This window comes from Thalassospira alkalitolerans (assembly GCF_002115745.1).
Classification (GTDB): domain Bacteria; phylum Pseudomonadota; class Alphaproteobacteria; order Rhodospirillales; family Thalassospiraceae; genus Thalassospira; species Thalassospira alkalitolerans.
The window spans coordinates 143,903-169,225 of sequence record NZ_JFKB01000004.1; the positions used below are offsets into that span (position 1 = coordinate 143,903).

Genomic DNA, 25,323 nt, shown 5'->3' on the forward strand with positions numbered 1-25,323 from the left:
TTAAGGGGATTAGCCTGTAGCACTGGGATTTGTACGTCTCAAAATATCGGTTGCTGGCACCAGCACAAACCCCTTGGCCTGAACCGCTGGAATCCATTTTTGCAACGCTTCCAGCGTTAAATCCCGGGGATGACCAATGGCAATCGCGAATCCTTGATGGGTCGCAACCTTTTCAATTCGCGCCAGCATATTGGCAATTTTGGTTGCATCGTCGGCATCGTCGATAAACACATCACGTTCCAGAGCCGGAACATCATATTTCCGCGCCAGCGAATATCCGACCGATTGCGCACTGGTTTTTGAATCAAGGAACAAAAGACCACGGGATTTCATGACTTCCATGACAACCTTCATGCGTTCCGGGTCAGAAGTGAACTTGCTACCCATATGATTATTTACACCAACATACCCATCAAACCGATCCAGCATCCACAGCATTTCCGCAAGAATAGCATCTCGGTCAAAGCTGGTGCGCAAGGCATGTGGCCCCGGATCGATAGTCGAGGATGATGGCTCCATCGGCATATGAAGCATGATTTCATGGCCATGTGCCCGGGCGTCATTCACTTGATGCTGAAGATCGCGAGCATAGGGTAAATAGGAAATTGTAACCGGACCAGGAAGCTTAACCGCGCGCGCCGTCCGTGGCTGATCAAGGCCGGCATCGTCGATAATAATCGCAATAACAGGTGCCGATCCGGTTTCTGGCGTTAATGCAGCAAACTTTTGCCAGGGCGGCATAGCGTCATCCTGCGCGCCACCATCAAGTCCCTGATGAACGGATGGCGCTGGTGTTTTTGCTGCCACCGGGTCGGGTTTCTTGTCTGCTGGTGCGGAATGCGGAACAGGCAGTTCGTCGGTTTCATCGCGCTGACCAACCATATAACCGGTGCGGTCACGGTTTCCGTTGCTTTCGCTGAAATCGTAATTTTTACTTTTTGGAACGGGGGCAGGTTCAGGTTCATATTCCGGCTGGGAATTTGCGGCCTGTTCGCCAAAATCACGCGATGCGCGATCAAGTTCCAACATGCTACCCACGGCAATTATTGCAGAAATGGTTCCCGCAACAATTGCTCCACCCAGCATCAAACGTCCGATACCACCCGATTTTTTTTTCGGTGCAGTTTTGCCTCGGCTTCGTTTTTGTGGTGCCGCTTTCTTCTTTTTTGCGGGTTGTGCCCGGCGTGCCACAGCGATCGTCTCCAGTCTCGTTTGCTGGGTCGTGTTACCCATATAGTCATTATATGCCGGGAATGTCGGCTTGTATTTGGAAGCTTTTTACACCCGATCAGGTTAGCACCCTGTTAAAGTCGCAAACAAAGGCAGGAAAATGGTTTTTTGCAATCGCTTGACGTAGCGGCAATGCCGTTTATTCTCTGCGCGATCTGACATTAATAGACCGGCGCCACGATGTATCTCCTCATCGATAATTACGACAGCTTCACATTCAATTTGTGGCACTATCTGCGCGAACTTGGCCCAGAGGTCGAAGTGCGCCGCAATGACGAAATCTCGGTCGATGAAGCACTGGCTTTAAAGCCCGAAGGCATTGTCATTTCGCCAGGCCCTTGCGATCCGGATCGTGCCGGCATCTGCCTTGATTTGATCAAGGCATCGGCGGGAAAGGTCAAATTGCTTGGCGTATGCCTTGGCCATCAATCCATTGGTCAGGCATTTGGCGGAAATGTTGTTCGTGCACCTGAATGCATGCATGGCAAAACCGATACGATGACCCATCATGGGCAAAGCGTTTTTAAATGCCTGCCAAGCCCGTTTGACGCAACACGCTACCACTCACTGGTCGTTGATCGCGCCACCCTGCCCGACAGCCTTGAAATCACGGCTGAAAACAAGGATGGTCTGATCATGGGGTTGCGCCATAAACAGCATCAAATCCATGGCGTTCAATTCCATCCGGAAAGTATAGCATCCGAACATGGCCACGCTCTTTTAAAAAATTTCATCGACTTCCCCGGTGCATAACAACCGCACCGGACCGGACCGTTAATCGAGGAAACCCGCATGTCGACAGAATATGACCTGAAGCCAGTCCTGGCCAAAGTCGCAAATGGTGAAAAACTGAACGAAGAACAGGCCGAACAGGCCTTCGATGTTCTGATGTCCGGTCAGGCAACGCCATCACAGATGGGCGCTTTCCTGATGGCGTTGCGCCTGCGGGGCGAAACGATTGACGAAATCACCGGCGCAGCACGCGTTATGCGGTCCAAAGCAACCGGTATTATCGCACCGCCCAATGCGGTCGACACCTGCGGCACCGGTGGCGATGGAAGTGGTACTTTCAATATTTCAACGGGTGCGGCGATTGTTGCTGCGGCATGTGGTGCAATTGTCGCCAAGCATGGTAACCGTGCGGCTTCTTCAAAATCAGGGTCAGCTGATGTCCTGATGGCGCTTGGCGTCAATCTTGATGCAGAAATGCCGCTTCTTGAAAAGGCACTGAACGAAATCAATCTGTGCTTCATGATGGCCCCCCGCCATCATTCGGCCGTACGCCATGTGATGCCAACCCGGGTTGAAATGGGAACACGGACAATTTTCAATTTGCTTGGCCCGCTTGCCAACCCGGCAAAAACCAAACGTCAGGTCATGGGGGTTTTTGCCAGGGAATGGGTCGAACCGATTGCAAATGTACTGAACCGCCTTGGTTCCGAACATGCATGGGTTGTCCATGGCCATAGCGGCCTTGATGAAATTTCAACCACCGGGCCGACCTTTGTTGCCGAAGTCAAAAATGGCAAAGTCACAACGTTTGATATCGACCCGGCCGATTACGGTTTTGAAACCGTAACGCTTGACGCACTTAAAGGTGGCGACGCCGATACAAACGCCAAAGCCATTTTGGATTTGCTTGTCGGCAAACAAAGTGCCTATCGCGATATCGTTGTTTTGAATGCCGCTGCCGCCCTTGTCGTAACCGATATTGCCCGCAACCTTGCCGATGGCATCGAAAAAGCCAAGGCCGCAATTGATTCTGGCAAAGCCGCAGAAACCCTGCAGGCGCTCGTGACCATATCCAATCAGGGGACAACATCGTGAGCGACGTACTTGACCGCATCTGCAACGATAAACGTGACCATGTTGCCGCCTGCAAGACTCGAAAATCACTTGCCGACCTAGAAAACGCCGCAAAGGCGCAATCCACCCCGCGCGGTTTTATCAAGGCACTTGAAACATCGGTTGCCGATGGTCGCTATGGCCTGATTGCCGAAATCAAGAAAGCATCCCCGTCCAAGGGGCTTATCCGCTCGGACTTCAATCCGCCAGTCTTGGCACAGGCCTATAAAGCGGGCGGGGCAAGTTGCCTTTCGGTTCTAACCGATATTCCCTATTTTCAGGGGGATGACAGCTATCTGGTTGCCGCCCGTTCTGCGGTTGACCTACCGGTTCTACGCAAGGATTTTATGCTTGATCCCTATCAGGTGACCGAGGCACGAGCACTTGGTGCTGATTGCATTTTGCTGATCATGGCAGCCCTCGAAGATAATCAGGCAGCAGAGCTTGAAAATGCGGCACATGCACTAGGCATGGATGTTCTGATCGAAGTCCACAATGCACCGGAACTTGAACGCGCACTGAAACTGAAATCCAAACTTATCGGTGTAAACAACCGAAATCTAAAGACTTTGGAAGTTTCGCTGACAACGACCGAGGAATTGGCAAGTATGGTCGATGCAGATCGTATGCTGGTTGCCGAAAGCGGATTATTTACGCCAGATGATCTTTCGCGCATGGCCAAAGTCGGCGCGCAATGCTTCCTGATTGGCGAAAGCCTGATGCGTCAGGATGACGTTACAACGGCAACCCGCAACCTTCTTGGCCTTGCGGCCTGATACCGGATCGGATAACGGGCATGGCAGATACACTTTCGCATATCGACGCATCGGGAAACGCCGTCATGGTCGATATTTCGACGAAGGCCGACACCACCCGGGTCGCCATCGCCAAAGGCCGGGTCCTGATGGCCACCGAAACGGCTAAATTGATTGCCGAACGCGGCCATAAAAAAGGGGATGTTCTTGGCATTGCTCAGCTTGCCGGGATTATGGGGGCCAAGAAAACCCCTGATCTGATCCCGCTTTGTCACCCCCTGCCCCTGACATCGGTTGAAGTTACGCTGGAACTTGCAAGCGATATTGACGCCGTCGATATTATTGCCACCTGCAAGACGACGGGTAAAACCGGGGTTGAGATGGAGGCACTGACAGCCGTTTCCATCACCGCCCTGACCGTATTTGACATGTGCAAAGCCGTCGACAAGACCATGCAGATTACCGATATCCGCGTTGTGTACAAAGAAGGCGGAAAATCGGGTCTGTTCACCGCTGACTAAGCTCTGATCATGCAGAAAATTCATTTCTTGGTCGAAAGAATGCCGTTAAATGGTGATTCTTCGGGCGGCATGCTTGACCACACATAAGAACTAAAGTAGAACATCTATGTATTCGGTTTGTTCTTATTACTGGTTCAGGAAATATCATGCTGACGCGCAAGCAATATGAATTGCTGGTCTATATCGACAACTATCTTCGCGATCACGGTATCTCGCCTTCTTTTGACGAGATGAAGGAAGCCCTGAGCCTGAAATCGAAATCCGGCATTCACCGCCTGATTACCGGGCTTGAGGAACGCGGATTTATTCGCCGCCTCGCCCATCGCGCCCGTGCGCTTGAAGTTCTGCGTCTTCCCGATAATAATGACAATGACGCCCCGGAAACCCCGCCAAACGTGACCTCGATCACCAATGCCCGCAAGGCGCCCCATCGACCGGCAACTGTTCCGTCGGCATTTTCGGATGCTGGCGAGTCTGTCGCATTACCGCTGTTTGGCCGAATCGCGGCGGGTACACCAATCGAAGCCTTGCGTGATCAAAGCACCATGGTACAGGTCCCGGCATCGCTTTTGGGCACGGGGGATCACTATGCACTTGAAGTTTCAGGTGATTCCATGATCGATGCCGGTATCCTTGATGGTGATACGGTCCTGATACAACGCTGCGAGCAGGCCCATGACGGCACGATTGTTGTTGCATTGGTTGATGACAACGAAGCAACCCTTAAACGCCTGAAAAGTGGCCGGGGTGAAGTCCTATTGGAACCAGCCAACGCGCGATATGAAACCCGTTCGCTGTCACCTGATCGGGTTCGCATTCAGGGCCGTCTTGTCGGACTTCTGCGCCAGTATTGATCACTTATTCAGACAATCCAGTATCAACGCCGCCATTTTCAATTGGCGGCGTTTTTTATTTCGGACTTCGGCCCCCAATGATGATCCATGGCCAGTCACCGGCTGTTTTACGTACCGTTTCAAATGATGGTGTATCGGTATTCAAACCATAAACCGCAACACCGCCCTGCCACCACAACTGGTCATCGTCAATGGCCATCACCTTTCCGGGGCAAATATCACGCGGTATATCATGCGCCAAATTTACAATAATATCGGCATGGCGGCAGGCATAGAACGGATTGACCAGTTCACGTGCAACGACAATCCGTTTATCAGCAATGACGGCGGAACAAACCGGAGCGTCACATTCACGTATCACCTGATCCTTCCGATCATCGGAAATACCAAATCTTGCCATCCAAACCGACTGCTGAAAATCCGAAATACCTGTGGGCAGGATAAGTTGATCCTTTGATTGATCAAAAATAGCCCAGGATTTCTGATCCCCGGCAACAAGCATATCCGCCGGGCGATACATGACTTGCCCCGCAATCGCGATACACATGGGAATGACGGCAAACCACCCAACCATGTTGCGTCGCCAGATCAAGCCCCATGCCACGGCGATCATCGCCCCTGTCGCAAATATTCCACTAAATTGCGACACATACCAAAGCCCCCATTCCTGCTGTGCCGCAATCGCCGCAGTTTGCATCAACAGGGTCAATCCCGGCTTCATTAACCATAATGGTAAAGCCCCTGCCCCAAACGGCATCAACACAAGTGTCGCGACAATCAATGGCATCACCCAAAAAGCCATAACCGGAATGGCTATCAGGTTAGACAAAATGCCGATCATTGAAATTCGGCCAAAATGAAACCCGATGATTGGTGCTGTCACCGCGGTAATTAGAATCCCGGTAACAATCAATCCGATGAAAAATATCCCGACACGGAACAACCAGGATCGTTCCCCCGTCCGGTCAAACCATTGTCGTCCCGGTCCATCATAAAAAGCGACCAGCACCGAAACAGCGGCAAAGGATAATTGAAAACTGGGGCCAAGCACCGCATCAGGGCGGATCATTAAAATGACAAAGGCTGCAACCGCCACCAGTCGCAGCGATATGGCGCGTCGATCTAGCAACAATGCCAGCCAAACAATTATCAAGGTCACGAACGCCCGCTGCGTCGGGACACTGGCACCCGACAAACCAAGATAGATAATCCCCGACAACATTGCGGCCACAGCGGCCCATTTCTTGATCGGAAACTGCAAACCGATTGCCGGAACAGCGGCAAATACAAATCGCAGGACAAAAAACACCGTCCCGCTCAGCAAGCCCATATGCAAACCGGAAATCGCCAACAGATGCGCCAGACCGGACTTTCGCAAATCTTCCGCTGTCTTCGCCCCGACATCACCACGTTCGCCAACAATCAATGCCTTGGCAATTCCCGATTCAGGCCAGGAAAGCACCGTATCCACCCGTTGCATGATCACATGGCGAATATATTCAATAGATTGCGATAACGGTTGAAGAACACCGGGATCGGCGGCCTTGGTCACGCGGTATTTGTGCCCAAACACAAATCCGGTTGCCCCGATCCCGTCAAGATACAGCTTGCGGGAAAAATCCGGATCCCCCGGGGTTGATTGGGCACGCAAGGGAAAAAGGCGGGCGCTGGCAACAATCCGATCACCAACGGTAAGGTTTTCACCGCCCGGAAGGCTCATGCGAACCTTCCAATCAAATTCCTGTTGTTCCAATCCGTCAATTCGAATTGGCACAATTGTTATACGTGTGCGTCCGCCCTGTGGTTCAAGAAGGGTGATGTCCCCCTCGACCTCTGTCATATAAAGCGTTTTGGTCAAAAGACCGGATGGCGCCATTTCAACGTGAATGGATGCAACAAGAACACCGAAACAAAAACTGCTGAGTAGCAAGCATGTGAAAAATGCCGTAATCCAGCGCCGCGATATCCATAATCCGCAAAGCGAAAGAATCATCGCCAAACCAGATTGTTCAACCATCAAACGCCCAGAAAGGGAAAAATACGCCGCACAGCCCAACCCAAAGAAGACAACCGAACATAAAATCCAGTAATTTCTGCCGTCGGCCAAAAGCAATCCTAATTGCGAGAAAAACTTCGCAATATATTGATTTTTAACATTTATATTGTGATTTATTCGACGAATGTACAATAGCCCGCCCGGCTCACAGTTTCTATCTATCATCGGCTGTGGTGCAACACCGCCGCATATGTGTTATAGCCTGCACGCCAAAAGTCACGACGACAAGCAACAACATCCAAATAACGGATTAGAGTGAATGACGGTTGTTACCCGTTTTGCCCCGTCTCCGACCGGGTTTCTGCATATCGGCGGCGCACGCACCGCCCTTTATAATTGGCTATATGCCAAACACACTGGCGGCAAATTCCTGCTGCGTATTGAAGACACTGATCGGGAACGTTCGACGCCCGAAGCCGTCGAAGCCATTTTTGACGGGCTCAACTGGCTTGGCCTGACCGCAGACGAGGAGCCGACATTCCAGTTCGCCCGTCGCGACCGCCATGCCGAAGTCGCCTTGGAACTGATCAAGGCCGGCAAAGCCTATTATTGCTATTGCTCGCCGGAAGAACTTCAGGAAATGCGCGAAAAAGCACGTTCCGAAGGTCAGCCAATGAAATATAACGGTACATGGCGTGACCGCGACCCTTCAGATGCACCGCAAGGCGTAAAGCCTGTGGTCCGCCTGAAGGCACCGCAGGATGGCGATGCTGTGATCTCGGATCAGGTTCAGGGGGATGTTCGCGTTGCCAATGATCAACTTGACGATTATGTCATCCTGCGTGGCGATGGCACACCAACCTATATGCTTTCGGTTGTCGTTGACGATCACGATATGGGCATCACTCATGTTATTCGTGGTGACGATCACCTGACCAACGCATTCCGTCAAAAGGCTCTTTATGACGCCATGGGTTGGGTTGTTCCGACATTTGCCCATATTCCACTTATCCACGGCCCTGATGGTGCGAAATTATCCAAACGCCACGGTGCGCTTGGTGTTGAAGCCTATCGCGATGAAATGGGTTTCCTGCCCGAAGCCGTGAACAACTACCTGCTGCGTCTTGGTTGGGGCCATGGTGACGAAGAAATCATTTCACAGGAACAAGCCATCGAATGGTTTGACGTCAAAGATGTTGGCAAAGGCGCATCACGCTTTGACTTTGCCAAGCTGACCAACCTGAATGGCGTTTACCTGCGTCAGGCAGATGACGAACGCTTGGCAAATGACATTGCGCCGCGGATTGCAAAACAAATTGGCGTCGATGCAATTGATGCAGCGCAAAAAGAAATCTTGATCAAAGGCATGTCAGGGCTTAAAGAAAGAGCCAAGACACTCATCGAGCTCGCCGAATCTTCGGTCTTCTATGTGACAGACGGCGTAACGTCGTTTAACGAGAAAGCTCAGTCCCTTATTGATGGCGCACCAGAAGGTCTGTTTGCCGAACTGGCAAAAGAACTGGATACGCTTGAAATTTGGACCGAAGAAAACGTTGACGCAAGCGTTCGCAACATTGCCGAAAAACTCGACCTGAAGCTTGGCAAAGTCGCGCAGCCCTTGCGGGCCGTGCTCACCGGTTCTAACTCTTCCCCAGGCATTTTCGACGTGATGATTGTGCTTGGCAAATCGCAAACGCTGAAACGCATCCGCAAATTCGATGCCCAATAACAGCGCAGAACAAAAAACTTAAACACTGAATTTGCGCTTTGTGCACCGCAGCACTATGCTGCTCACAACTTGAAACCGTGTTCGTTTAAACAGGGAAGGAAGAAAAAGTCATGGCTCAGAATTCCAAGACTTCCCACACCGTGACACTCACCGATAATGCCACTGGCAAGACGGTTGAGTTGCCGGTGCTTGAGGGTACTGTTGGTCCGTCTGTAATCGACATCCGGAAGCTCTATGCCGATACCGGATACTTCACCTATGACCCCGGCTTCACTTCGACCGGCAGTTGCCAGTCTGAATTGACCTATATTGATGGCGACATCGGCATTTTGCGTCATCGTGGCTACGCCATTGACGAACTTGCAGAACAGTCTGACTTCCTTGAAGTCTGCTATCTGTTGATTTATGGCAACCTGCCAGAAGCAGCCGAAAAATCGCAATTCGAAAATGACATCACCATGCACACCATGGTGCATGAGCAAATGCGCAATATGTATAACGGCTTCCGCCGTGATGCCCATCCAATGGCTATCATGTGTGGTGTGATTGGCGCGATGTCTGCTTTCTATCATGACAGCACCGACATCAATGACCCGAACCAGCGTTTGGTCTCGGCGTATCGCCTGATTGCAAAAATGCCGACCATTGCTGCGATGGCATATAAATATTCTATCGGTCAGCCATTCCGCTATCCGAACAACAAACTCGGTTACGCAGAAAACTTCCTGCAGATGATGTTTGGTGTTCCTTGCGAGGATTACGTCGTCAATCCTGTTCTGGCGCGCGCCATGGATCGTATCTTGATCCTGCATGCTGACCACGAACAGAATGCGTCAACATCGACCGTTCGTTTGGCTGGTTCGTCGGGTGCCAATCCGTTCGCATGTATTGCAGCGGGCATTGCATCCCTTTGGGGACCGGCACATGGTGGCGCGAACGAAGCCGTTCTGAAAATGCTCAATGAAATCGGCGATGTGAAAAACATTCCTGAGTTTGTTGCAAAAGCAAAAGACAAGAACGATCCGTTCCGTCTGATGGGCTTTGGTCATCGCGTTTACAAAAACTACGATCCGCGCGCCAAAGTCATGCAGGAAACCTGCCATGAAGTTCTCAAAGAACTGAACGTTTCCGATCCGTTGCTTGACGTTGCACAGGAACTCGAACGTATCGCACGCGAGGACGAGTACTTCATCGAGAAGAAACTCTATCCGAATGTCGACTTCTATTCGGGCATCATCTTCAAAGCCATGGGTATCCCGGAAAGCATGTTTACCGTGCTGTTCGCAGTTGCTCGTACTGTTGGCTGGATCGCCCAGTGGAAAGAAATGATCGAAGATCCGTCGCAGAAGATTGGTCGTCCGCGTCAACTGTTCACCGGCGTTGTCGAACGCCCGTTCGTTCCGGTCAACAAACGCTAATCAGCTTTTACGCAGATACAGGAAAGGCCCGGAAAATTCCGGGCCTTTCCTTTTGAAAAACGTCAAATCCGATTACCAGGAACCGGTGTTTTCCATGCTGACCCATGGCTCTGCTGGGGCAAGGCTTTCGCCCTTTTGCAGGAATTCAATCGATATTCCATCGGGTGATCGGACAAACGCCATCCGACCGTCCCGTGGCGGACGATTGATAGTAACACCAGCATCCATCAATTTCTGACACGTCGCATAAATATCATCGACCTCATAGGCAAGATGACCGAAATTGCGTCCACCGGAATAGCTTTCCGGGTCCCAGTTATGGGTCAGTTCAAGTTCTGGCGCCTTATTGGCTTTCGCACTTGCTTCATCCGCTGGCGGGGCAAGATAAATCAGGGTGAAACGCCCCTTCTCGCTGTCAATACGTCGGGTTTCGCTCATACCAAGCAAATCGCAATAAAACCGCATTGATGCGTCGATATCCTCGACACGTACCATGGTGTGCAAATAACGCATGAATTGCCTCCATCATTTTAAGGGATCAATGACAGCAAACTATGCGTTATTGCGCCGTATTGCCAGTGCCTGGCGATGAATTTTTCTCTATGATTTCAAGGATCACGTCAGCCGCCTTCTCACTTGGTGGACGATCCCCAAAACCAAGCAAGGTCGTTGCCGTTTCAAACCCGGCAAGCTGCGTATGACGCAAAGTGCTATCGCCTATCAGGGATTGCAATACCGGGACAATACGATTTGCTTCACAATCTTGTTGTAGAAACTCTGGAATCAGTTTTTTCCCCAGAACCAGATTGACAATGGTTACCGTGTCAATCCTCAGCAAACGCCGCGCAATCCATGCCGTAATCGGGCTAAGCTTGTATCCGATCACATGCGGCACGCCGGAAATTGCCAATTCAAGTGATACGGTACCCGATGCTGCCAATGCGGCGTGTGATGCGGCAAATGCATCCCGGCGCCCCTGATCATCCGTCAGGACAATAGGGTTTAGCGGCCAATCCCCAACTTCATTTCGAACAATCGTTGCGACCTTGCTAACCGTTGGCACAACGACACGTATATTGGGGAAATCAACGGCCAGACGCTCGCACACCAACCTGAATACGGGCAAAAGACGTGTTACCTCGGAATTGCGGCTTCCGGGCAGTATCGTCAATATCTTTGTCTCAGGGGCGATCTGGTGAACTTGTCTAAACCGGGTAGCATCCCCACCATGACGTTCTTCAACGGCCGAATGTCCGATGAATGTCGTGGCAAGACCTTCGCGCTCGAAATATGGCGGTTCAAACGGCAACAGCGCCAATAAATGATCCAGAAAAGCTGCAATCTTTTTTGCACGCCCGGGGCGCCAGGCCCAAACCGATGGTGCGACATAATGAACCAGCGGAATGCCTTTGCCTTTCAGCTTCTTGCCAACGCGGAAACTGAAATCAGGGGCATCAATGGTAATAACCACATCTGGTTTCTGCGCGAGCGCAAATTCAGCCGTCTGACGAATACGTTTTAACAAATGCGGGATATGAGGCAGGATTTCGGCCAAGCCCATAACCGACATTTCATCCATCGGAAACAGGCTATCAAGCCCTTCCCCGACCATACGTGGTCCGCCAACACCGATGAACTCTGCTTGGGGCAGACGTCCCTTTATCGCCGCCATCAGACGACCACCAAGCTGATCACCGGATGCTTCGCCCGCAACCAGCATTATTTTCGGGGCCGTCATCAATGGTTCAGTCATCTTGCACCGTTTCCGGTACTGAAAGCCCCATAAGAAACAGGCCAAGCTCGTCTGCGCGACAAACCGTTAGTTCGCGGTCAATGATCATCGTCCCACCTGCCAAAAGCGCAATTCCACGAAGACCGGCCCGATGGGCTTCCTCGACCGTCGTAACGCCTATCGCGGGTAAATCCAGACGTTTATCCTGCTGTGGCTTGGATGATTTCACCAAAACACCGCCAACGCCCTCTCGGCGATACCCCGCCGAACGACGAACCATTTCGTCTGTGCCTTCGATGGCTTCAAGCGCAAGAACCAGACCTTGCTGAACCACGCATCCCTGCCCAACATCCGCCGCGCCGAGTATCTGGGCAACGTTCAGGCCATGCATTGCATCCGTTATGGCCTGATCATCGGGTTTGACGTTGCCAAGTATACCTTCTTCCACAGCTAGGTCGCCCAGCACTTCATGGGCACCAACCAACCGGAAACCTTCGCGCTCAAGTTCAATGGCCACCAAACGCAACAACCCATCATCGCCAAGCGACTTCATGCCAACCTTCATCAGAAGTTTGGCCGCGCGCCAGTCTGGACGGATTGAAGCAAATGATGGCCGTGCCACTTTTCCAGCAAGGACAACATCGCTGCACCGCTCGGATTTCAACCGGTCAAGGATCTTGGCTGCGGCACCGATACGAAGTGCAATATTTGGAAAACTGTCAAGTTGCGGATCATCTGCATGCGCATCAAGTTTTATAATAAAAACATCCCGCCCCGCTGCCGTTGCAGCAGCAGCCAAGCGGGCTGGAAGCGCACCACCACCGGCAATAATGCCAAGTTTTGTCGCGGAATTATCCTGCCGAACTGTCATATTTTGGCGTACATACGGAACGCATGCTTTCCGCTTTAAGGAAGCTAATGATTTCCATCACCGGACCGACATCTTCGAAATCCTTCGAGACTTCAGCCACCCGTTCAGCCAATGTACCTTCCTGCGCAAATAAAAGACGGTATGCCTTGCGAAGTAAATGAATGGTTTCACGGTCAAAGCCACGGCGCTTTAATCCGACAAGGTTAAGTCCGGAAAGATAGGCACGATTACCAATTACAGAACCATAGGGAATGATATCGCTTTCGACCCCGGTCATGCCACCGATCATCGCGTGCTTACCAATACGCACAAATTGATGCACGGCCGACAGACCACCAACAATGGCAAAGTCTTCGACCAAAACATGGCCCGCAAGTGTACCGTTATTGACCAGAATGCAGTGATTGCCAACATGGCAATCATGCCCAACATGAGCACCGGTCATAAACAGACAGTCATCACCGATTGTGGTTTCCATACCACCACCCTCGGTTCCGGGATTAAGGGTTACCCCTTCACGGATCTTGTTTCGCTTGCCAACGATCAGACGCGACGGCTCACCCTTGAATTTCAGGTCTTGAGGCGCATGCCCTACCGACGCAAAGGGGAAAATTGTGCTGTCTTCACCAATAGATGTAATTCCGGCAATCACGACATGGCTATGCAGCTTGACGCGGTCCCCCAGAACCGCCTGCGGACCGACAACGCTATAGGGCCCGATTTCTACATCCTGGCCAATCTGGGCGCCGTCCTCAACAATGGCGGTTGGATGTACTTTTGACATTATCAGCTGCCCCGAATCATCGCGGCGATGGTAGCTTCGGCAACGACCTGATCATTTACCCGAACTTCGCTTTCGAACTTCCAGACCGGGCCTCGGCGCTGTTTTTTCTTCACATGGATATGCATAACATCGCCCGGCACAACCGGTTTACGGAAACGCGCATTATCAATGCTCATGAAATAAACAAGCTTGCCTTCTGCGTCTTCACCAAGAGTCTGTACGACCAGAATAGCGGCTGTTTGAGCCATACTTTCGATGATCAAAACGCCCGGCATAATCGGCTGCCCCGGAAAATGACCGGTGAACTGTGGTTCGTTCATCGTCACATTTTTGATACCAACAGCGGATTCTCCGATAGCAATATCAACGACCTTGTCGATCAGCAGGAATGGATAACGATGTGGGATCATTTCCAGAATGCGCTGAATATCAACACTTACCAATTCGGTCATAGGTGCTGCCTTTACTTCTTTTTTCGTATTAACCGCGACAAGGCCACGGTCTGTTTATGATATTCCATAACCGGGACAGCAGGACTTCCGCCAACCGTTTCACCCGGTCCGATATTTCTCATGACGCCAGACTGCGCTGCAATCTTTGCGCCGTCACCAATTTCAAGATGACCCGTAATCCCGGCCTGCCCGGCGGCAACGACAAAATTACCTAACTTGGTTGATCCTGAAATCCCAACCTGCGCAACAACCACACAGCCCATGCCAAGTTCGACGTTATGGCCAATCTGCACAAGGTTATCGATACGACAACCGTTACCAATAACCGTATCGGGGCCAGCCCCGCGATCAATTGTTGAATTCGCCCCGACTTCGACATCGTTACCGATAACAACCCGGCCAAGCTGCGGAACCTTAAGATGCCCTTGCGGGCCCATGGCAAAACCAAATCCATCCTGGCCGATGCGTGCCCCCGGATAAATAAGGCACAGATTGCCAATCAAACTATGGGTAATAGTCGAACCTGCACCAATTTTACAGCCCGCACCGATCACAACGCCTTCGCCGATCACAGCATTGCTGGCAATGATTGTACCATCACCGATGTCACAATTGGCACCAATAACGGCACCGGCATCAACTTGAACACCTTTGCCAAGTTTGGCAGACGCATCCACAACGGCATTATCCGAGATAACACCATTTGCTTCGTCAAACGGATAGAATGCTGTCGCCGCCTTGGCATAGGCACGATATGGGTCGCTTGTGGTGAACAGAACCATACTATCGGGTGCACGATCAGCAAATTCCGGACGAACAAAACATCCGCCTGCAGCACTTTGCGCAAAGGCATCCAGATATTTTCGATTGTCAAAAAAGCTCAGAATGCTGGCATCTGCGTTTTGTAGCGGGGCCACGTCGTCAAAGACACGCTTTGGGTCCGGTGCGTTAACAAGTCCTGCACCAGTCAAGTCGGCAATGTCCTGAACGCTAAATGGTCCCTTACGCTTGAAGAAACGGGAATCCGCCATCAGGACGCTTCCTTAAACTCTACTTTCAGGGTCGGCATTGCCTTGTTAACGCCATCAAATACATCCTTAGACGCATCCATCGCATTGGCATGCAAGATCACCTGACTCTTATGCAAAACAAGCGTTGCCTTGCGCTTCTCAGCGACGTCGGCAATCACTTCGATCAGTGTTTTTTGGAATTTCACCCGCGATTCATTCAACGCCTGATCAAGGATGCGATTGCGACCTTGGGCAAACTTTTGAAAATCGGCAACTTTCTGCTGAAATTCTTTCTGTTTTTGCTGAATAACATCGGCGGACAGCAAGGTACGCTGCTGAGCAATCTGTTGCTCTTCCTGGCGCAAGGCCTGCTGACGTTTCTCGATTTCCTGCTGATAGCCTTCCTGGCGCTTTTTGATCTGCTTGGCCATGTCCTGCATCGCAGATGCTTCACGCATGATCCCGTCAAAGTCGACAATCATCACCACAGCGGCCACTTGCTGTTTATCAGCATCCTGGGCCGCGACCGGTGTGGTTACACTGGCAGCAGAAAACGCGATTGCCATTGCAATTGCGGCGGTCTGGATCGTTTTCATCATTTTCATCAGAATCTGGTCCCGAAGTTCAATCGGAACACTTCCTCTTTGTCGAAGTCTTCTTTGAGAACGGCCTGCGAAAGGTCAACACCAATCGGGCCAAACGGCGATTCCCAGCCTACCCCAATACCAACAGATCCCCTCAGCGAACCCGTATCATAAATTTCCCCTGGAAGCGCACCATCGACCCCCTGCGATGAACCAAAATCACTAAAGATGCGACCGGTCAAGGCAAACTCAGACGGCAAACCAAGCGGGAAATCCAACTGGACTGTACCAGTATAGAAGAACTTGCCACCAACGGAATCGTCCGTGGCAATATCGCGCGGACCAACGCCAGCAGATTCAAACCCGCGAAGATTTGCACCACCGGTGAAGAAGCGCTGCGAAATTCGCGTATCCTCGCCGATACCAAAGATATAACCGGTTGACCCCTTGGTCGACAGAACCCATTCATGTTCGCGATCCAGCGGGTAGTAATACCCACCATTAATCCGTGTGCGAATATAAGTTTCTGAACCACCAAGACCGGCAAAGTCGTTAGACAACTGGGCAAAATAGCCATCGCTTGGCGAAAGCGTGCTGTCGCGTTGATCATACGTCAATGTATGGCCTATAGAAGACTCTGAGAATTCCGGGTCTTCTGCCTGGAGCAACCGCGATGCATCACTATCAACGTCAGAATATTCGTTTAGCTCGAACCCATAGCGTACGGATTGGGACAGCGCCTCTGAATAACGGAAGCCAGATCTTAACCCTATGCCCGTTTGCTTTTCATCATACGAGCTCTCGTCCTGATTATCTTCTTCACGACGGTAGATATCAAAACCTGCACTGACATCACGATCCAGGAAATATGGTTCCGTAAACGACAAATCAACCTGTTGGCTGGATGATCCGAGGGTAAAGCCAAGGCGCAAATCCTGGCCTTTACCCAACAAGTTTCGTTCGCGAATACCAGCCTGACCGAACGCGCCATCATCTGTGCCATAACCAGCACCGATCGAAAACTCGCCCGTCGACTTTTCCTCGACATCAACTTCAAGAACCGTTTGATCCGGCGAACTACCCGGAAGCGTTTTAACGTCAACAGATTTAAAGAAGTTGAGGTTTTCCACGCGCTGGCGGGACCGTTTCATTTTCGAACTGCTAAATGCATCGCCTTCTACAAGACGGAATTCACGTCGAACAACCTCGTCCAGCGTCCGTACGTTGCCGACAACATCAATGCGTTCAACATAAACCTTCGGGCCTTCGGCGATTGTAAAGGTAAGGTTGATGACACCGGTTTCGCGATCACGCTGCACATTTGGTCGAATATCAATAAACGCATATCCCTGATCGCCAATGCTGTCCGTCAGGACATCAATGGCATCATCAACAAGATCGGCGTTGTACCATTCACCTTTTGCAATTTCGATCAACGGCGACAGCGTTTCGGGATCGACCTTGTCAATCTGGGATATGATATTGATATCGCCAAATTTGTATCGCTGACCTTCGCTGACGGTATAGGTGATAAAGAAGTCCGAGCGATCCGGAGTCAGTTCGGCGACCGATGACAACACCTGAAAATCAGCATACCCGGCAGAGAGATAGAAACGACGCAACAATTCACGATCAAACGTTACGCGGTCCGGGTCATAATTGTCATCCGCGGTAAGAATTTTCCACCACGCGCTTTCGGTAGTCCGGATAACTTCGGACAAATCCGCATCGTCAAAGGCTTTGTTACCAACGAAGTTAATCTTGCGAACACCGGTCGCCTCGCCTTCGTCAATTTCAAAGACAAGGTCCACACGGTTCTGTTCAAGCTGGATCACCTTTGGTTCGACGGTCGCCGCGAAACGACCAGAACGGCGATAAAGTTCCAAAATACGCTGAACATCGGCCTGAACCTTCGTCCGGGTATAGACAACACGCGGACGCAACTGAAGTTCGGTGCCCAGGGCATCGTCTTTCAGACGTGCATTACCTTCAAACGCAATACGGTTGATGATTGGATTTTCAACAACATTTACTTTTAGAACGCCACGATCAAAACCGATGGAGACATCGGCAAAAAGCCCTGTTGAAAACAAGGCTTTGAGCGATTCGTTGACTTTTTGAGGGTCATAGGAATCGCCTTCACGAACCGACAGATATGCGTTAACCGTCGCACTTTCGATACGATTGTTCCCATCCACCTGGATTTCACGGATGACCGTGCTTCCCTGAGCATAGGCAACCATCGGTATTACGGTTGGTGCGATTCCACCAAGCAAGACTGCTGCCAATGCAGCCGCTTTTACATTACGCAGCAAATTCAACCCCCTGATGCCGTCGATCATCAGCCTACCAGGCCTTTGAAGAAATCCCAGACGCCCAATTGCGATAGGTCGTTCCAAGTTGCAAAGATGATTAAGCTGAATACCAAACCCGCGCCAAGACGGAAACCATATTCTTGTGCTTTTGCGCCCAACGGCTTACCGCGAATGGCTTCAATCGCATAAAACACCAAATGTCCCCCATCCAGAACAGGCACAGGCATCAAGTTAATCAACCCAAGGCTAATCGAGAGATAAGCCATAAAGAACAATAATGGGCCAAGCCCCCCTTCGGCAACTTCACCCGACATTTGTGCAATCCGAATAGGCCCGCCTAATTCCGAACTGTCACGTTCACCGGCGATCATCTCGCCCAAGGCAGAAAGAGTTTGAGCAACCAAGCCATAGGTCGCACTAAACGCCCTTCCCGTCGCGTCGACAATACCGTCACGCTGAGTCTCGAACGCGCCAGCTGTGACACCAAGGCGGCCAAATGTTTGCTGATTATCCCCTTCGCCGGTGGTCACAGGTTCTGGCGTCACGGCGATATCAACCACCTGCCCGTCACGCAAAATAGATAATGCGACCTGCGAACCGGCATTGGCGCGAATCACATCGGATAATTCGCTAAACCAGTCAATGCTTTGACCATTTACAGCTTCGATCTGGTCCTGCGGCAACAATCCCGCCGCCGCCGCCGGGCTACCATCAACGGTTTCGCCAACTACCGGCAGGGCACGTTGCTGACCGACCGCGGCAAACAACACAATGAATACGATAATCGCAAACAGGAAATTTGCAGCCGGACCAGCAAATACGATGGCCGCACGTGCACGCAATCCCTTGTGATGAAAGGCGTGCTGACGTTCGTCTTCATTCAAGTCATCACGCTGGCCTGCACTGGCCGGGTTCATATCGCCAAACATTTTAACGTACCCCCCCAGTGGCAGGAGGCTAATTTTCCAACGCGTTCCTTTTTTATCGTACCAACCAAAAAGTTCTGGTCCGAAGCCGATTGAAAACGCTTCAACCTTTACGCCATTGCGAATCGCGACCCAGTAATGTCCATATTCATGAACAAAGACCAAGACCGAAAGGACAAACAAAAAGGCAAGAAGGGTTTCCATAAAAGACGTTCCTCTTTCCGGGCTATCCCGGCAGTTTCAGCTATCAGCGACCGGTATCGATCAAACCCAGTGTTTCACGACGGACCATATCATCAAGATCAAACATCTGATCAAGATCACACAAGGGTGCCGCCGTAATCTTGTTCATCATACGCTCCACCGTCTCGGCAATCTGAAGGAAAGTCACCTTTCCGCTCAGAAATGCCCCAACGGCAATCTCGTTTGCTGCATTCAGAACCGTCGGAACGGTTCCGCCTGCACGCAACGCCTCACGAGCCAAACGAAGAGCCGGGAACCTGATCAGGTCCGGCGAGGTAAAGTTCAACTGCCCGATCGTGGCAAAATCAAGACGAGGAACATTAATCCGAATGCGTTCAGGCCATGACAGTGCATAGGCAATCGGCGTTCTCATATCCGGCGACCCCAACTGCGCCAAGACAGAGCCATCAGAATATTCAACCATACTATGCACAATGGACTGAGGATGCACGACCACTTCGATGCGGTCTTCAGGCACCGGAAACAGCCGGCAAGCTTCAATAAGTTCCAACCCCTTGTTCATCATGGTGGCCGAATCAATCGAAATCTTGGCCCCCATATCCCAGTTGGGATGCGCCAGCGCCTGTTTCGGGGTAACCGCCATCATATCGGCCATCGACCATTCACGGAATGGTCCACCCGATGCCGTAAGTAAAATGCGGTCCACATTGTCGGCGGACTTCTGTTCAAGAACCTGAAAGATCGCACTATGTTCAGAATCAACCGGGATAAGTGTCGCGCCGTATTTTACAACCTCGGCCATCATTAAATCACCGGCACAGACCAAAGTTTCTTTATTGGCCAGCCCAACCCGCGCACCGCGCCGAATGGCCGCCAATGTAGCCTTTAGCCCCGCAGCACCGATAATGGCGGCAATAACGATATCTGATGGCCGCGACGCGGCATCAACCAATGCAGCCTCGCCAGCGGTGGCTTCAACACCTGAACCGGCAAGTGCCGATTTAAGGTCTTCATAAAGGCTTTCATCGGCAATAACCGCCACGGCCGCGCCAAGATCAATGGCTGTTGCAGCCAATGCCGCAACATTGCGATGCGCGGTTACCGCGTCTACAAAATATTTGTCTGAGTGCGATTTCAGGATATCTACTGTGCTGCTGCCCACCGACCCGGTAACTCCCAGCACACAGACTGATTTCTTAATTGTCATCAAACACCAGCTTCGGGATTTCTACGCCTTGGGACCCTGCCCTAGCGCAACGACAATCCGATGAAATACACAATAGCAAAGGCAACCGGAAAAACCGACAACATCCCGTCGGCTCGATCAAGCAAACCACCATGCCCCGGAATAAGGTTACTGCTATCCTTGACCTTGAAGTGGCGTTTAAGCGCCGACTCACCAAGATCACCAATCTGCGCGATAACGGCCAACGCGGCACTTGCCAAAACAATAGAGACCAGAATGGCATCGCCACTGAAATAGGTGATCAATCCACCTATCAGCGCAGCACACAACATGCCCCCGACCAACCCCGCCCATGTTTTTTTAGGACTGAAACGTGGCGCAAGTTTGGGGCCGCCAATTACTTTTCCAAACACATATGCGCCGGTATCTGTGGCCCAAACAAGAAAGAACAGCCACATAATCATCAACAAGCCGTCGTCATGCGTTACACGCAACCACTGCGCGGCAATAGCAGCCACCGAAATATAAACAATTCCAAAGGCCGCAAGAATGCGGTTTTTTCCGGGCCTCAGAGCCGCCGTTATCGCCGCGACCACAATCGACAAGGCAACAAAGCGATACTCACCTGTCGCCAATAGCAGCATCGAAACGCCAAGGGCAACGGCACAAACCACCGAAATTGATTGAACATGGTTTGGAACGCACATACGCGTCCATTCCCACATCATCCCAACGGAAAACACGAAAATCAGCAGCTCGAAATATGGAGAACCAAACCAGACTGCAGCAACGGCAACCGGTGTCATAACGGATGCCGAGATTATACGTTTTTTCAGTCCGGAATTTGTATCTTCCTGGCGTAAGGCTTCAGATGATTGCACCAAACCGCCGCTCCCGTTCGGAAAATTTTTCAATTGCTTTTTCAAGGTGTTCTCGCCCGAAATCCGGCCATAGGACCTGATCAAAGACGAATTCAGTATAAGCTGATTGCCATAGCAAAAAATTACTTATGCGCTGTTCACCACTGGTTCTAATCAGCAAATCCGGATCAGGTGTCCCCGCAGTTTCCAGATGCGCCTCGACCATTTTTTCGTCAATGGCATTTGGCTGGATTTCACCCTTGGCAACGCGTTGGGCAATCTGACGCACAGCATCTGTAATTTCAGCACGTGCCCCATAACTCAGCGCTATGGTCAGGTTAAGTCGCGTATTATCCTGCGTCCGTTCTTCAGAATTATCTAATAATACACAAATATCATCGTCGAACCGGCTACGATCACCAATAATCCGGATGCGGACGCCATTTTTATGCAATGTTGCCAATTCACGTTTAATGAACAGACGCAACAATCCCATAAGATCACTGACTTCACTTTCCGGACGTTTCCAATTCTCGGTCGAGAACCCATAAAGAGTCAGGTACTCGATCCCAAGATCGGCAGCGGCCTCAACCGTGCGGCGCACGGCATCAACCCCCGCACGATGTCCCATCGTACGGATTTTCCCACGCTGCTGCGCCCAGCGCCCGTTGCCATCCATAATGATGGCAACATGACGCGGCACAGCCTGCAAATCGGAAAGTTGGGGTTGGGATGCCAGCACAGTCATGATCAGACTTGCATGATTTCCTGTTCTTTATGGGCAAGCGCTTCATCGATATCGGCGATGACCTTGTCGGTCAGCTTCTGAATCTCTTTTTCCTCGTTATGGAGGTCATCTTTCGAGATCACGCTGTCCTTTTCCCATTTTTTAAGTTGATCCATCCCATCACGGCGTACGTTACGAACCGAAATGCGGGCCTGTTCGGAATATTTACCGGCAACTTTGGACAACTCAGTGCGACGTTCCTCATTCAGGGCCGGGATCGGCACACGAACCAAGGTACCATCGGCAGCCGGATTCAAGCCAAGGCCTGCATCACGAATTGCTTTCTCAACCGACTTCACCATCGTCTTGTCCCAAACCTGGACTGAAAGCATACGTGATTCGGGAACACTTACAGACGCAACCTGATTAAGCGGGGTCGGCACGCCGTAGGCTTCAACCATGACCGGCTCAAGAAGGCTTGCACTGGCGCGCCCGGTGCGCAGCCCGGTGAATTCCTTGTGCAATACTTCAACAGCCCCATCCATACGGCGGGCAAGGTCTTTTTTTAGGCCAGCAACGTCAGACACCATTAGTCTCCATTCGAAATAATCGTAAACTTACCTTTTGCACAAACCACATCGGCAAACGCACCGGGATTATGCAAAGAAAATACGATAACGGGAATATCATTTTCACGTGCCAAAGAAATAGCCGATGCATCCATAACACGCAAATCTTTGGACAGAACTTCCAAATAAGTCAGTGCGTCGTAACGCTCTGCTGTCGGATCGGTTTTCGGATCGGCAGTATAGACACCGTCCACCTGTGTGCCCTTAAGCAACGCATCGCACCCCATTTCAACCGCACGCAAGGCGGCGGCTGTATCCGTGGTAAAGAACGGGTTGCCGGTCCCGGCCGCAAAGATCACCACCCGTCCCTTTTCCATATGGCGAACGGCACGACGGCGGATATAGGGTTCACATACCGAAGACATCGGAATGGCGGATTGCACGCGGGTTTGAACCCCGTGGCGCTCAAGCGCGTTCTGAACGGCAAGCGCATTCATGATGGTTGCAAGCATGCCCATATAGTCGGCTGTTGCACGTTCCATCCCCTGTGAGGCCCCTTTGACCCCACGGAAGATGTTCCCGCCACCAATCACCATGCAAACTTCGGCACCCATGTCATGAACGGTTTTGATTTCGCTGGCAATCCGGTCAACGGTCTCGGGATCAATCCCGTATTGCTGTTTACCGAGAAGCCCCTCGCCGGAAAGCTTCAAAAGGACGCGACGAAATTTCATTTGGCCGTTTTCTGCCATGTCGGATTGCCTCTTAATGCCGATATTTCATACTGCCCGAAAAACCCGGTTCAGCAAAATTCAGATATAAAAAGACCGGCGAGTAACAGGGCGAATATGCGCTGCCGACCTCGCCGGTCTGGATCATACACGAAATGATACGTGACGCACCATTTCGATAAAGATGTTTATTTCTTAAGCTGCTCGGCAACTTCTGCAGCAAAGTCTTTTTCTTCTTTCTCGATGCCTTCACCGAGTTCGAAGCGAATAAAGCCCTTCAGGGTAATCGGCTTGCCTGCATCTTTTGCAGCAGCTTCAATCACGGCTTTGACTTTGCTTTCGCCGTCAATCACGAAGGTCTGCTCAACCAGAACGACCTGCTCGTAATATTTACGGATACGACCTTCGATCATCTTTTCGATGATTTCTGCCGGACGGCCAGATTCTTTGGCCTGCTCGGTCAGAACGGCTTTCTCGCGTTCGACCAGTTCCGGATCCAGATCATCAACCGTTGCCGAAGCCGGGTTGGTTGCCGCAATGTGCATCGCGATCTGTTTGCCCAGACCTTCGAGAACCGCAGCATCAGCTTCGGATTCTAGCGCAACCAAAACACCAATTTTACCGAGGTTCGGCGCAATAGCGGAGTGGATGTAAGAAGCAACAAGGCCCTTCTCGACCGAAATACCAGCAGAACGACGCAGGTTCATGTTTTCGCCAATCTTGGCGATCATATGTGTAACCTGTTCTTCGACATTACGCGAAGTATCCGGGAATGCGGTCGCTTTCAGCGCATCGATATCACCGTTGACACCAACAGCAAGGTTGGCGATCTCGGCGACGAATTTCTGGAAGTCTTCATTGCGCGAAACGAAGTCAGTTTCCGAGTTCAGCTCGGCAACGGCACCGGCAGTACCGTTAACGGCGACAGCAACCAGACCTTCGGCAGCAATACGACCGGCTTTTTTGGCCGCAGCAGCAAGACCTTTGGTACGAAGCCAGTCAACAGCGGCGTCGATGTTACCATCGGTTTCAGACAGCGCCTTTTTGCAATCCATCATGCCAGCGCCGGTGGTTTCACGAAGCTCTTTTACGAGAGCAGCGGTAATAGCCATTTTTAAAGCCCCTATTACGCGATCAGTAAACACCTAAAGAAACGGCGGCATGCTAGCCGCCGTTTCATCAGGCACAAAATGAAACTTATGCGGAAGCAGTTTCCTGCGCGGCTTCAACAGCAGCAACGGCTTCAGCCGGAACGTCTTCGGCTTCGCCGAGATCCGCACCAGAAGCAGTCATTTCCTGCTGAATACCGTCAAGAACGGCGCCAACGAACAGATCGCTGTAAAGCTGAATCGCACGGATCGCATCGTCGTTACCCGGAATCGGGTATGCAACATTTGCCGGATCCGAGTTCGTATCCAGAATAGCAACAACCGGAATGTTCAGGTTCTTGGCTTCGTGAACAGCAAGCGCTTCCTTGTTGGTGTCAACCACGACAATGATGTCCGGCAGACCACCCATATCTTTGATACCGCCCAGTGCGCGTTCAAGCTTGTCGCGCGAACGGGTCAGGTTCAGAATTTCTTTTTTGGTCAGACCTTCTGCGCCATTCGTCAGGATTTCGTCCTGTTCTTTCAGGCGTTTGATCGAATTGGAAACAGTGTTCCAGTTGGTCAGCATACCGCCAAGCCAGCGATGGTTCACATAGTACTGACCGCAACGCTTTGCAGCTTCTGCGATGACCGGCGAAGCCTGACGCTTGGTGCCGACGAACAGAACACGACCGCCTGCTGCGGTTACATCGCGAACTGCCTGCATCGCACGATGCAGCATCGGAACGGTTTCCTGAAGGTTCAGGATATGAATGTCGTTACGGGCACCAAAGATGTACTGTTTCATCTTCGGGTTCCAACGGCGTGTGTGGTGACCAAAGTGGACACCAGCTTCCATCAGCTGACGCATAGTAAAAGTTGGCAAAGCCATGATAAATTCCTACCGTTTTCCGGTTAATACCTCCGCGGAAGGGA

General features: G+C 51.4%; 25 protein-coding genes. 7 read left to right on the plus strand and 18 right to left on the minus strand.

Annotation, left to right across the window (positions count from 1 at the left end):
- Positions 1-9: 9 nt before the first annotated feature.
- Positions 10-1,086 carry a divergent polysaccharide deacetylase family protein gene (locus tag TALK_RS07365; RefSeq protein ID WP_245829756.1) on the minus strand — a complete coding sequence of 359 codons (1,077 nt, stop codon included), beginning with the start codon at positions 1,084-1,086 and terminating at the stop codon, positions 10-12.
- Between the two features lie 324 nt (positions 1,087-1,410).
- On the opposite strand from TALK_RS07365, the gene TALK_RS07370 reads away from it, so the two are divergent.
- The 5 genes from TALK_RS07370 (at position 1,411) to lexA (ending at position 5,205) form a co-directional block, all read left to right on the plus strand.
- Complete coding sequence (locus TALK_RS07370) at positions 1,411-1,983, plus strand: anthranilate synthase component II (protein WP_085617424.1); 573 nt, start codon at positions 1,411-1,413, stop codon at positions 1,981-1,983.
- 39 nt (positions 1,984-2,022) lie between these two features.
- The gene (gene trpD / locus TALK_RS07375; RefSeq protein WP_085617426.1) at positions 2,023-3,057 is read left to right on the plus strand and encodes an anthranilate phosphoribosyltransferase; all 1,035 of its coding nucleotides are present in this window, start codon (positions 2,023-2,025) and stop codon (positions 3,055-3,057) included.
- Positions 3,054-3,851: an indole-3-glycerol phosphate synthase TrpC gene (trpC, locus tag TALK_RS07380; protein WP_085617428.1), complete on the plus strand. Its 798-nt coding sequence runs from the start codon at positions 3,054-3,056 to the stop codon at positions 3,849-3,851. Before trpD ends, trpC begins: the two co-directional genes overlap by 4 nt.
- Before the next feature lie 20 nt (positions 3,852-3,871).
- Entirely contained in the window at positions 3,872-4,351 is a 480-nt protein-coding gene (moaC, locus tag TALK_RS07385; RefSeq protein WP_085617430.1) for a cyclic pyranopterin monophosphate synthase MoaC, read from the plus strand.
- Positions 4,352-4,497: 146 nt separating this feature from the next.
- Complete coding sequence (gene lexA / locus TALK_RS07390) at positions 4,498-5,205, plus strand: transcriptional repressor LexA (protein ID WP_085617432.1); 708 nt, start codon at positions 4,498-4,500, stop codon at positions 5,203-5,205.
- A 55-nt stretch (positions 5,206-5,260) separates the two neighbouring features.
- Here the strand turns inward: lexA and TALK_RS07395 are convergent, their stop codons facing one another.
- Positions 5,261-7,312 carry a ComEC/Rec2 family competence protein gene (locus TALK_RS07395; protein WP_085617434.1) on the minus strand — a complete coding sequence of 684 codons (2,052 nt, stop codon included), beginning with the start codon at positions 7,310-7,312 and terminating at the stop codon, positions 5,261-5,263.
- 208 nt (positions 7,313-7,520) lie between these two features.
- Here TALK_RS07395 and gltX point away from each other — a divergent pair, with 208 nt between their 5' ends.
- Entirely contained in the window at positions 7,521-8,930 is a 1,410-nt protein-coding gene (gltX, locus tag TALK_RS07400) for a glutamate--tRNA ligase (RefSeq protein ID WP_085617436.1), read from the plus strand.
- A 110-nt stretch (positions 8,931-9,040) separates the two neighbouring features.
- The gene (locus TALK_RS07405) at positions 9,041-10,348 is read left to right on the plus strand and encodes a citrate synthase (protein WP_085617438.1); all 1,308 of its coding nucleotides are present in this window, start codon (positions 9,041-9,043) and stop codon (positions 10,346-10,348) included.
- 72 nt (positions 10,349-10,420) lie between these two features.
- Here TALK_RS07405 and TALK_RS07410 read toward each other — a convergent pair whose 3' ends face one another.
- The 16 genes from TALK_RS07410 to rpsB all read right to left on the minus strand — a co-directional run bounded on the left by TALK_RS07410 (position 10,421) and on the right by rpsB (position 25,279).
- Positions 10,421-10,861, minus strand: a complete 441-nt coding sequence (locus TALK_RS07410) for a VOC family protein (RefSeq protein ID WP_085617440.1) — start codon at positions 10,859-10,861, stop codon at positions 10,421-10,423.
- Between the two features lie 46 nt (positions 10,862-10,907).
- On the minus strand, positions 10,908-12,101 hold the full coding sequence (gene lpxB / locus TALK_RS07415) for a lipid-A-disaccharide synthase (RefSeq protein ID WP_085617442.1): 1,194 nt from the start codon (positions 12,099-12,101) through the stop codon (positions 10,908-10,910).
- Positions 12,094-12,951: an LpxI family protein gene (locus TALK_RS07420; RefSeq protein ID WP_085617444.1), complete on the minus strand. Its 858-nt coding sequence runs from the start codon at positions 12,949-12,951 to the stop codon at positions 12,094-12,096. The genes lpxB and TALK_RS07420 overlap by 8 nt, the downstream gene beginning before the upstream one ends.
- The gene (gene lpxA, locus TALK_RS07425) at positions 12,932-13,735 is read right to left on the minus strand and encodes an acyl-ACP--UDP-N-acetylglucosamine O-acyltransferase (RefSeq protein ID WP_085617446.1); all 804 of its coding nucleotides are present in this window, start codon (positions 13,733-13,735) and stop codon (positions 12,932-12,934) included. Before lpxA ends, TALK_RS07420 begins: the two co-directional genes overlap by 20 nt.
- A gap of 2 nt (positions 13,736-13,737) precedes the next feature.
- Complete coding sequence (gene fabZ, locus TALK_RS07430) at positions 13,738-14,187, minus strand: 3-hydroxyacyl-ACP dehydratase FabZ (protein ID WP_085617448.1); 450 nt, start codon at positions 14,185-14,187, stop codon at positions 13,738-13,740.
- A gap of 11 nt (positions 14,188-14,198) precedes the next feature.
- Positions 14,199-15,218, minus strand: coding sequence for a UDP-3-O-(3-hydroxymyristoyl)glucosamine N-acyltransferase (gene lpxD / locus TALK_RS07435; protein ID WP_085617450.1), 1,020 nt, complete (start codon positions 15,216-15,218; stop codon positions 14,199-14,201).
- Entirely contained in the window at positions 15,218-15,802 is a 585-nt protein-coding gene (locus tag TALK_RS07440) for an OmpH/Skp family outer membrane protein (protein WP_085617452.1), read from the minus strand. Before TALK_RS07440 ends, lpxD begins: the two co-directional genes overlap by 1 nt.
- On the minus strand, positions 15,802-18,096 hold the full coding sequence (gene bamA / locus TALK_RS07445; protein WP_339857815.1) for an outer membrane protein assembly factor BamA: 2,295 nt from the start codon (positions 18,094-18,096) through the stop codon (positions 15,802-15,804). The genes TALK_RS07440 and bamA overlap by 1 nt, the downstream gene beginning before the upstream one ends.
- A gap of 26 nt (positions 18,097-18,122) precedes the next feature.
- Positions 18,123-19,226 (minus strand): RIP metalloprotease RseP, encoded by a 1,104-nt coding sequence (gene rseP / locus TALK_RS07450; protein ID WP_085617454.1) that lies wholly within the window; start codon positions 19,224-19,226, stop codon positions 18,123-18,125.
- Between the two features lie 43 nt (positions 19,227-19,269).
- A complete protein-coding gene (locus tag TALK_RS07455; protein ID WP_085617456.1) occupies positions 19,270-20,433 on the minus strand; it encodes a 1-deoxy-D-xylulose-5-phosphate reductoisomerase in 1,164 nt (387 codons plus the stop codon).
- A 41-nt stretch (positions 20,434-20,474) separates the two neighbouring features.
- On the minus strand, positions 20,475-21,293 hold the full coding sequence (locus TALK_RS07460) for a phosphatidate cytidylyltransferase (protein WP_281251282.1): 819 nt from the start codon (positions 21,291-21,293) through the stop codon (positions 20,475-20,477).
- Positions 21,280-22,020 carry an isoprenyl transferase gene (locus TALK_RS07465; RefSeq protein WP_085617460.1) on the minus strand — a complete coding sequence of 247 codons (741 nt, stop codon included), beginning with the start codon at positions 22,018-22,020 and terminating at the stop codon, positions 21,280-21,282. Before TALK_RS07465 ends, TALK_RS07460 begins: the two co-directional genes overlap by 14 nt.
- Before the next feature lie 2 nt (positions 22,021-22,022).
- The gene (frr, locus tag TALK_RS07470; protein ID WP_085617725.1) at positions 22,023-22,586 is read right to left on the minus strand and encodes a ribosome recycling factor; all 564 of its coding nucleotides are present in this window, start codon (positions 22,584-22,586) and stop codon (positions 22,023-22,025) included.
- 2 nt (positions 22,587-22,588) lie between these two features.
- Entirely contained in the window at positions 22,589-23,320 is a 732-nt protein-coding gene (gene pyrH / locus TALK_RS07475) for a UMP kinase (protein WP_085617462.1), read from the minus strand.
- Between the two features lie 167 nt (positions 23,321-23,487).
- Complete coding sequence (tsf, locus tag TALK_RS07480; RefSeq protein WP_085617464.1) at positions 23,488-24,411, minus strand: translation elongation factor Ts; 924 nt, start codon at positions 24,409-24,411, stop codon at positions 23,488-23,490.
- Between the two features lie 85 nt (positions 24,412-24,496).
- Entirely contained in the window at positions 24,497-25,279 is a 783-nt protein-coding gene (rpsB, locus tag TALK_RS07485) for a 30S ribosomal protein S2 (RefSeq protein WP_085617466.1), read from the minus strand.
- Positions 25,280-25,323 lie beyond the last annotated feature (44 nt).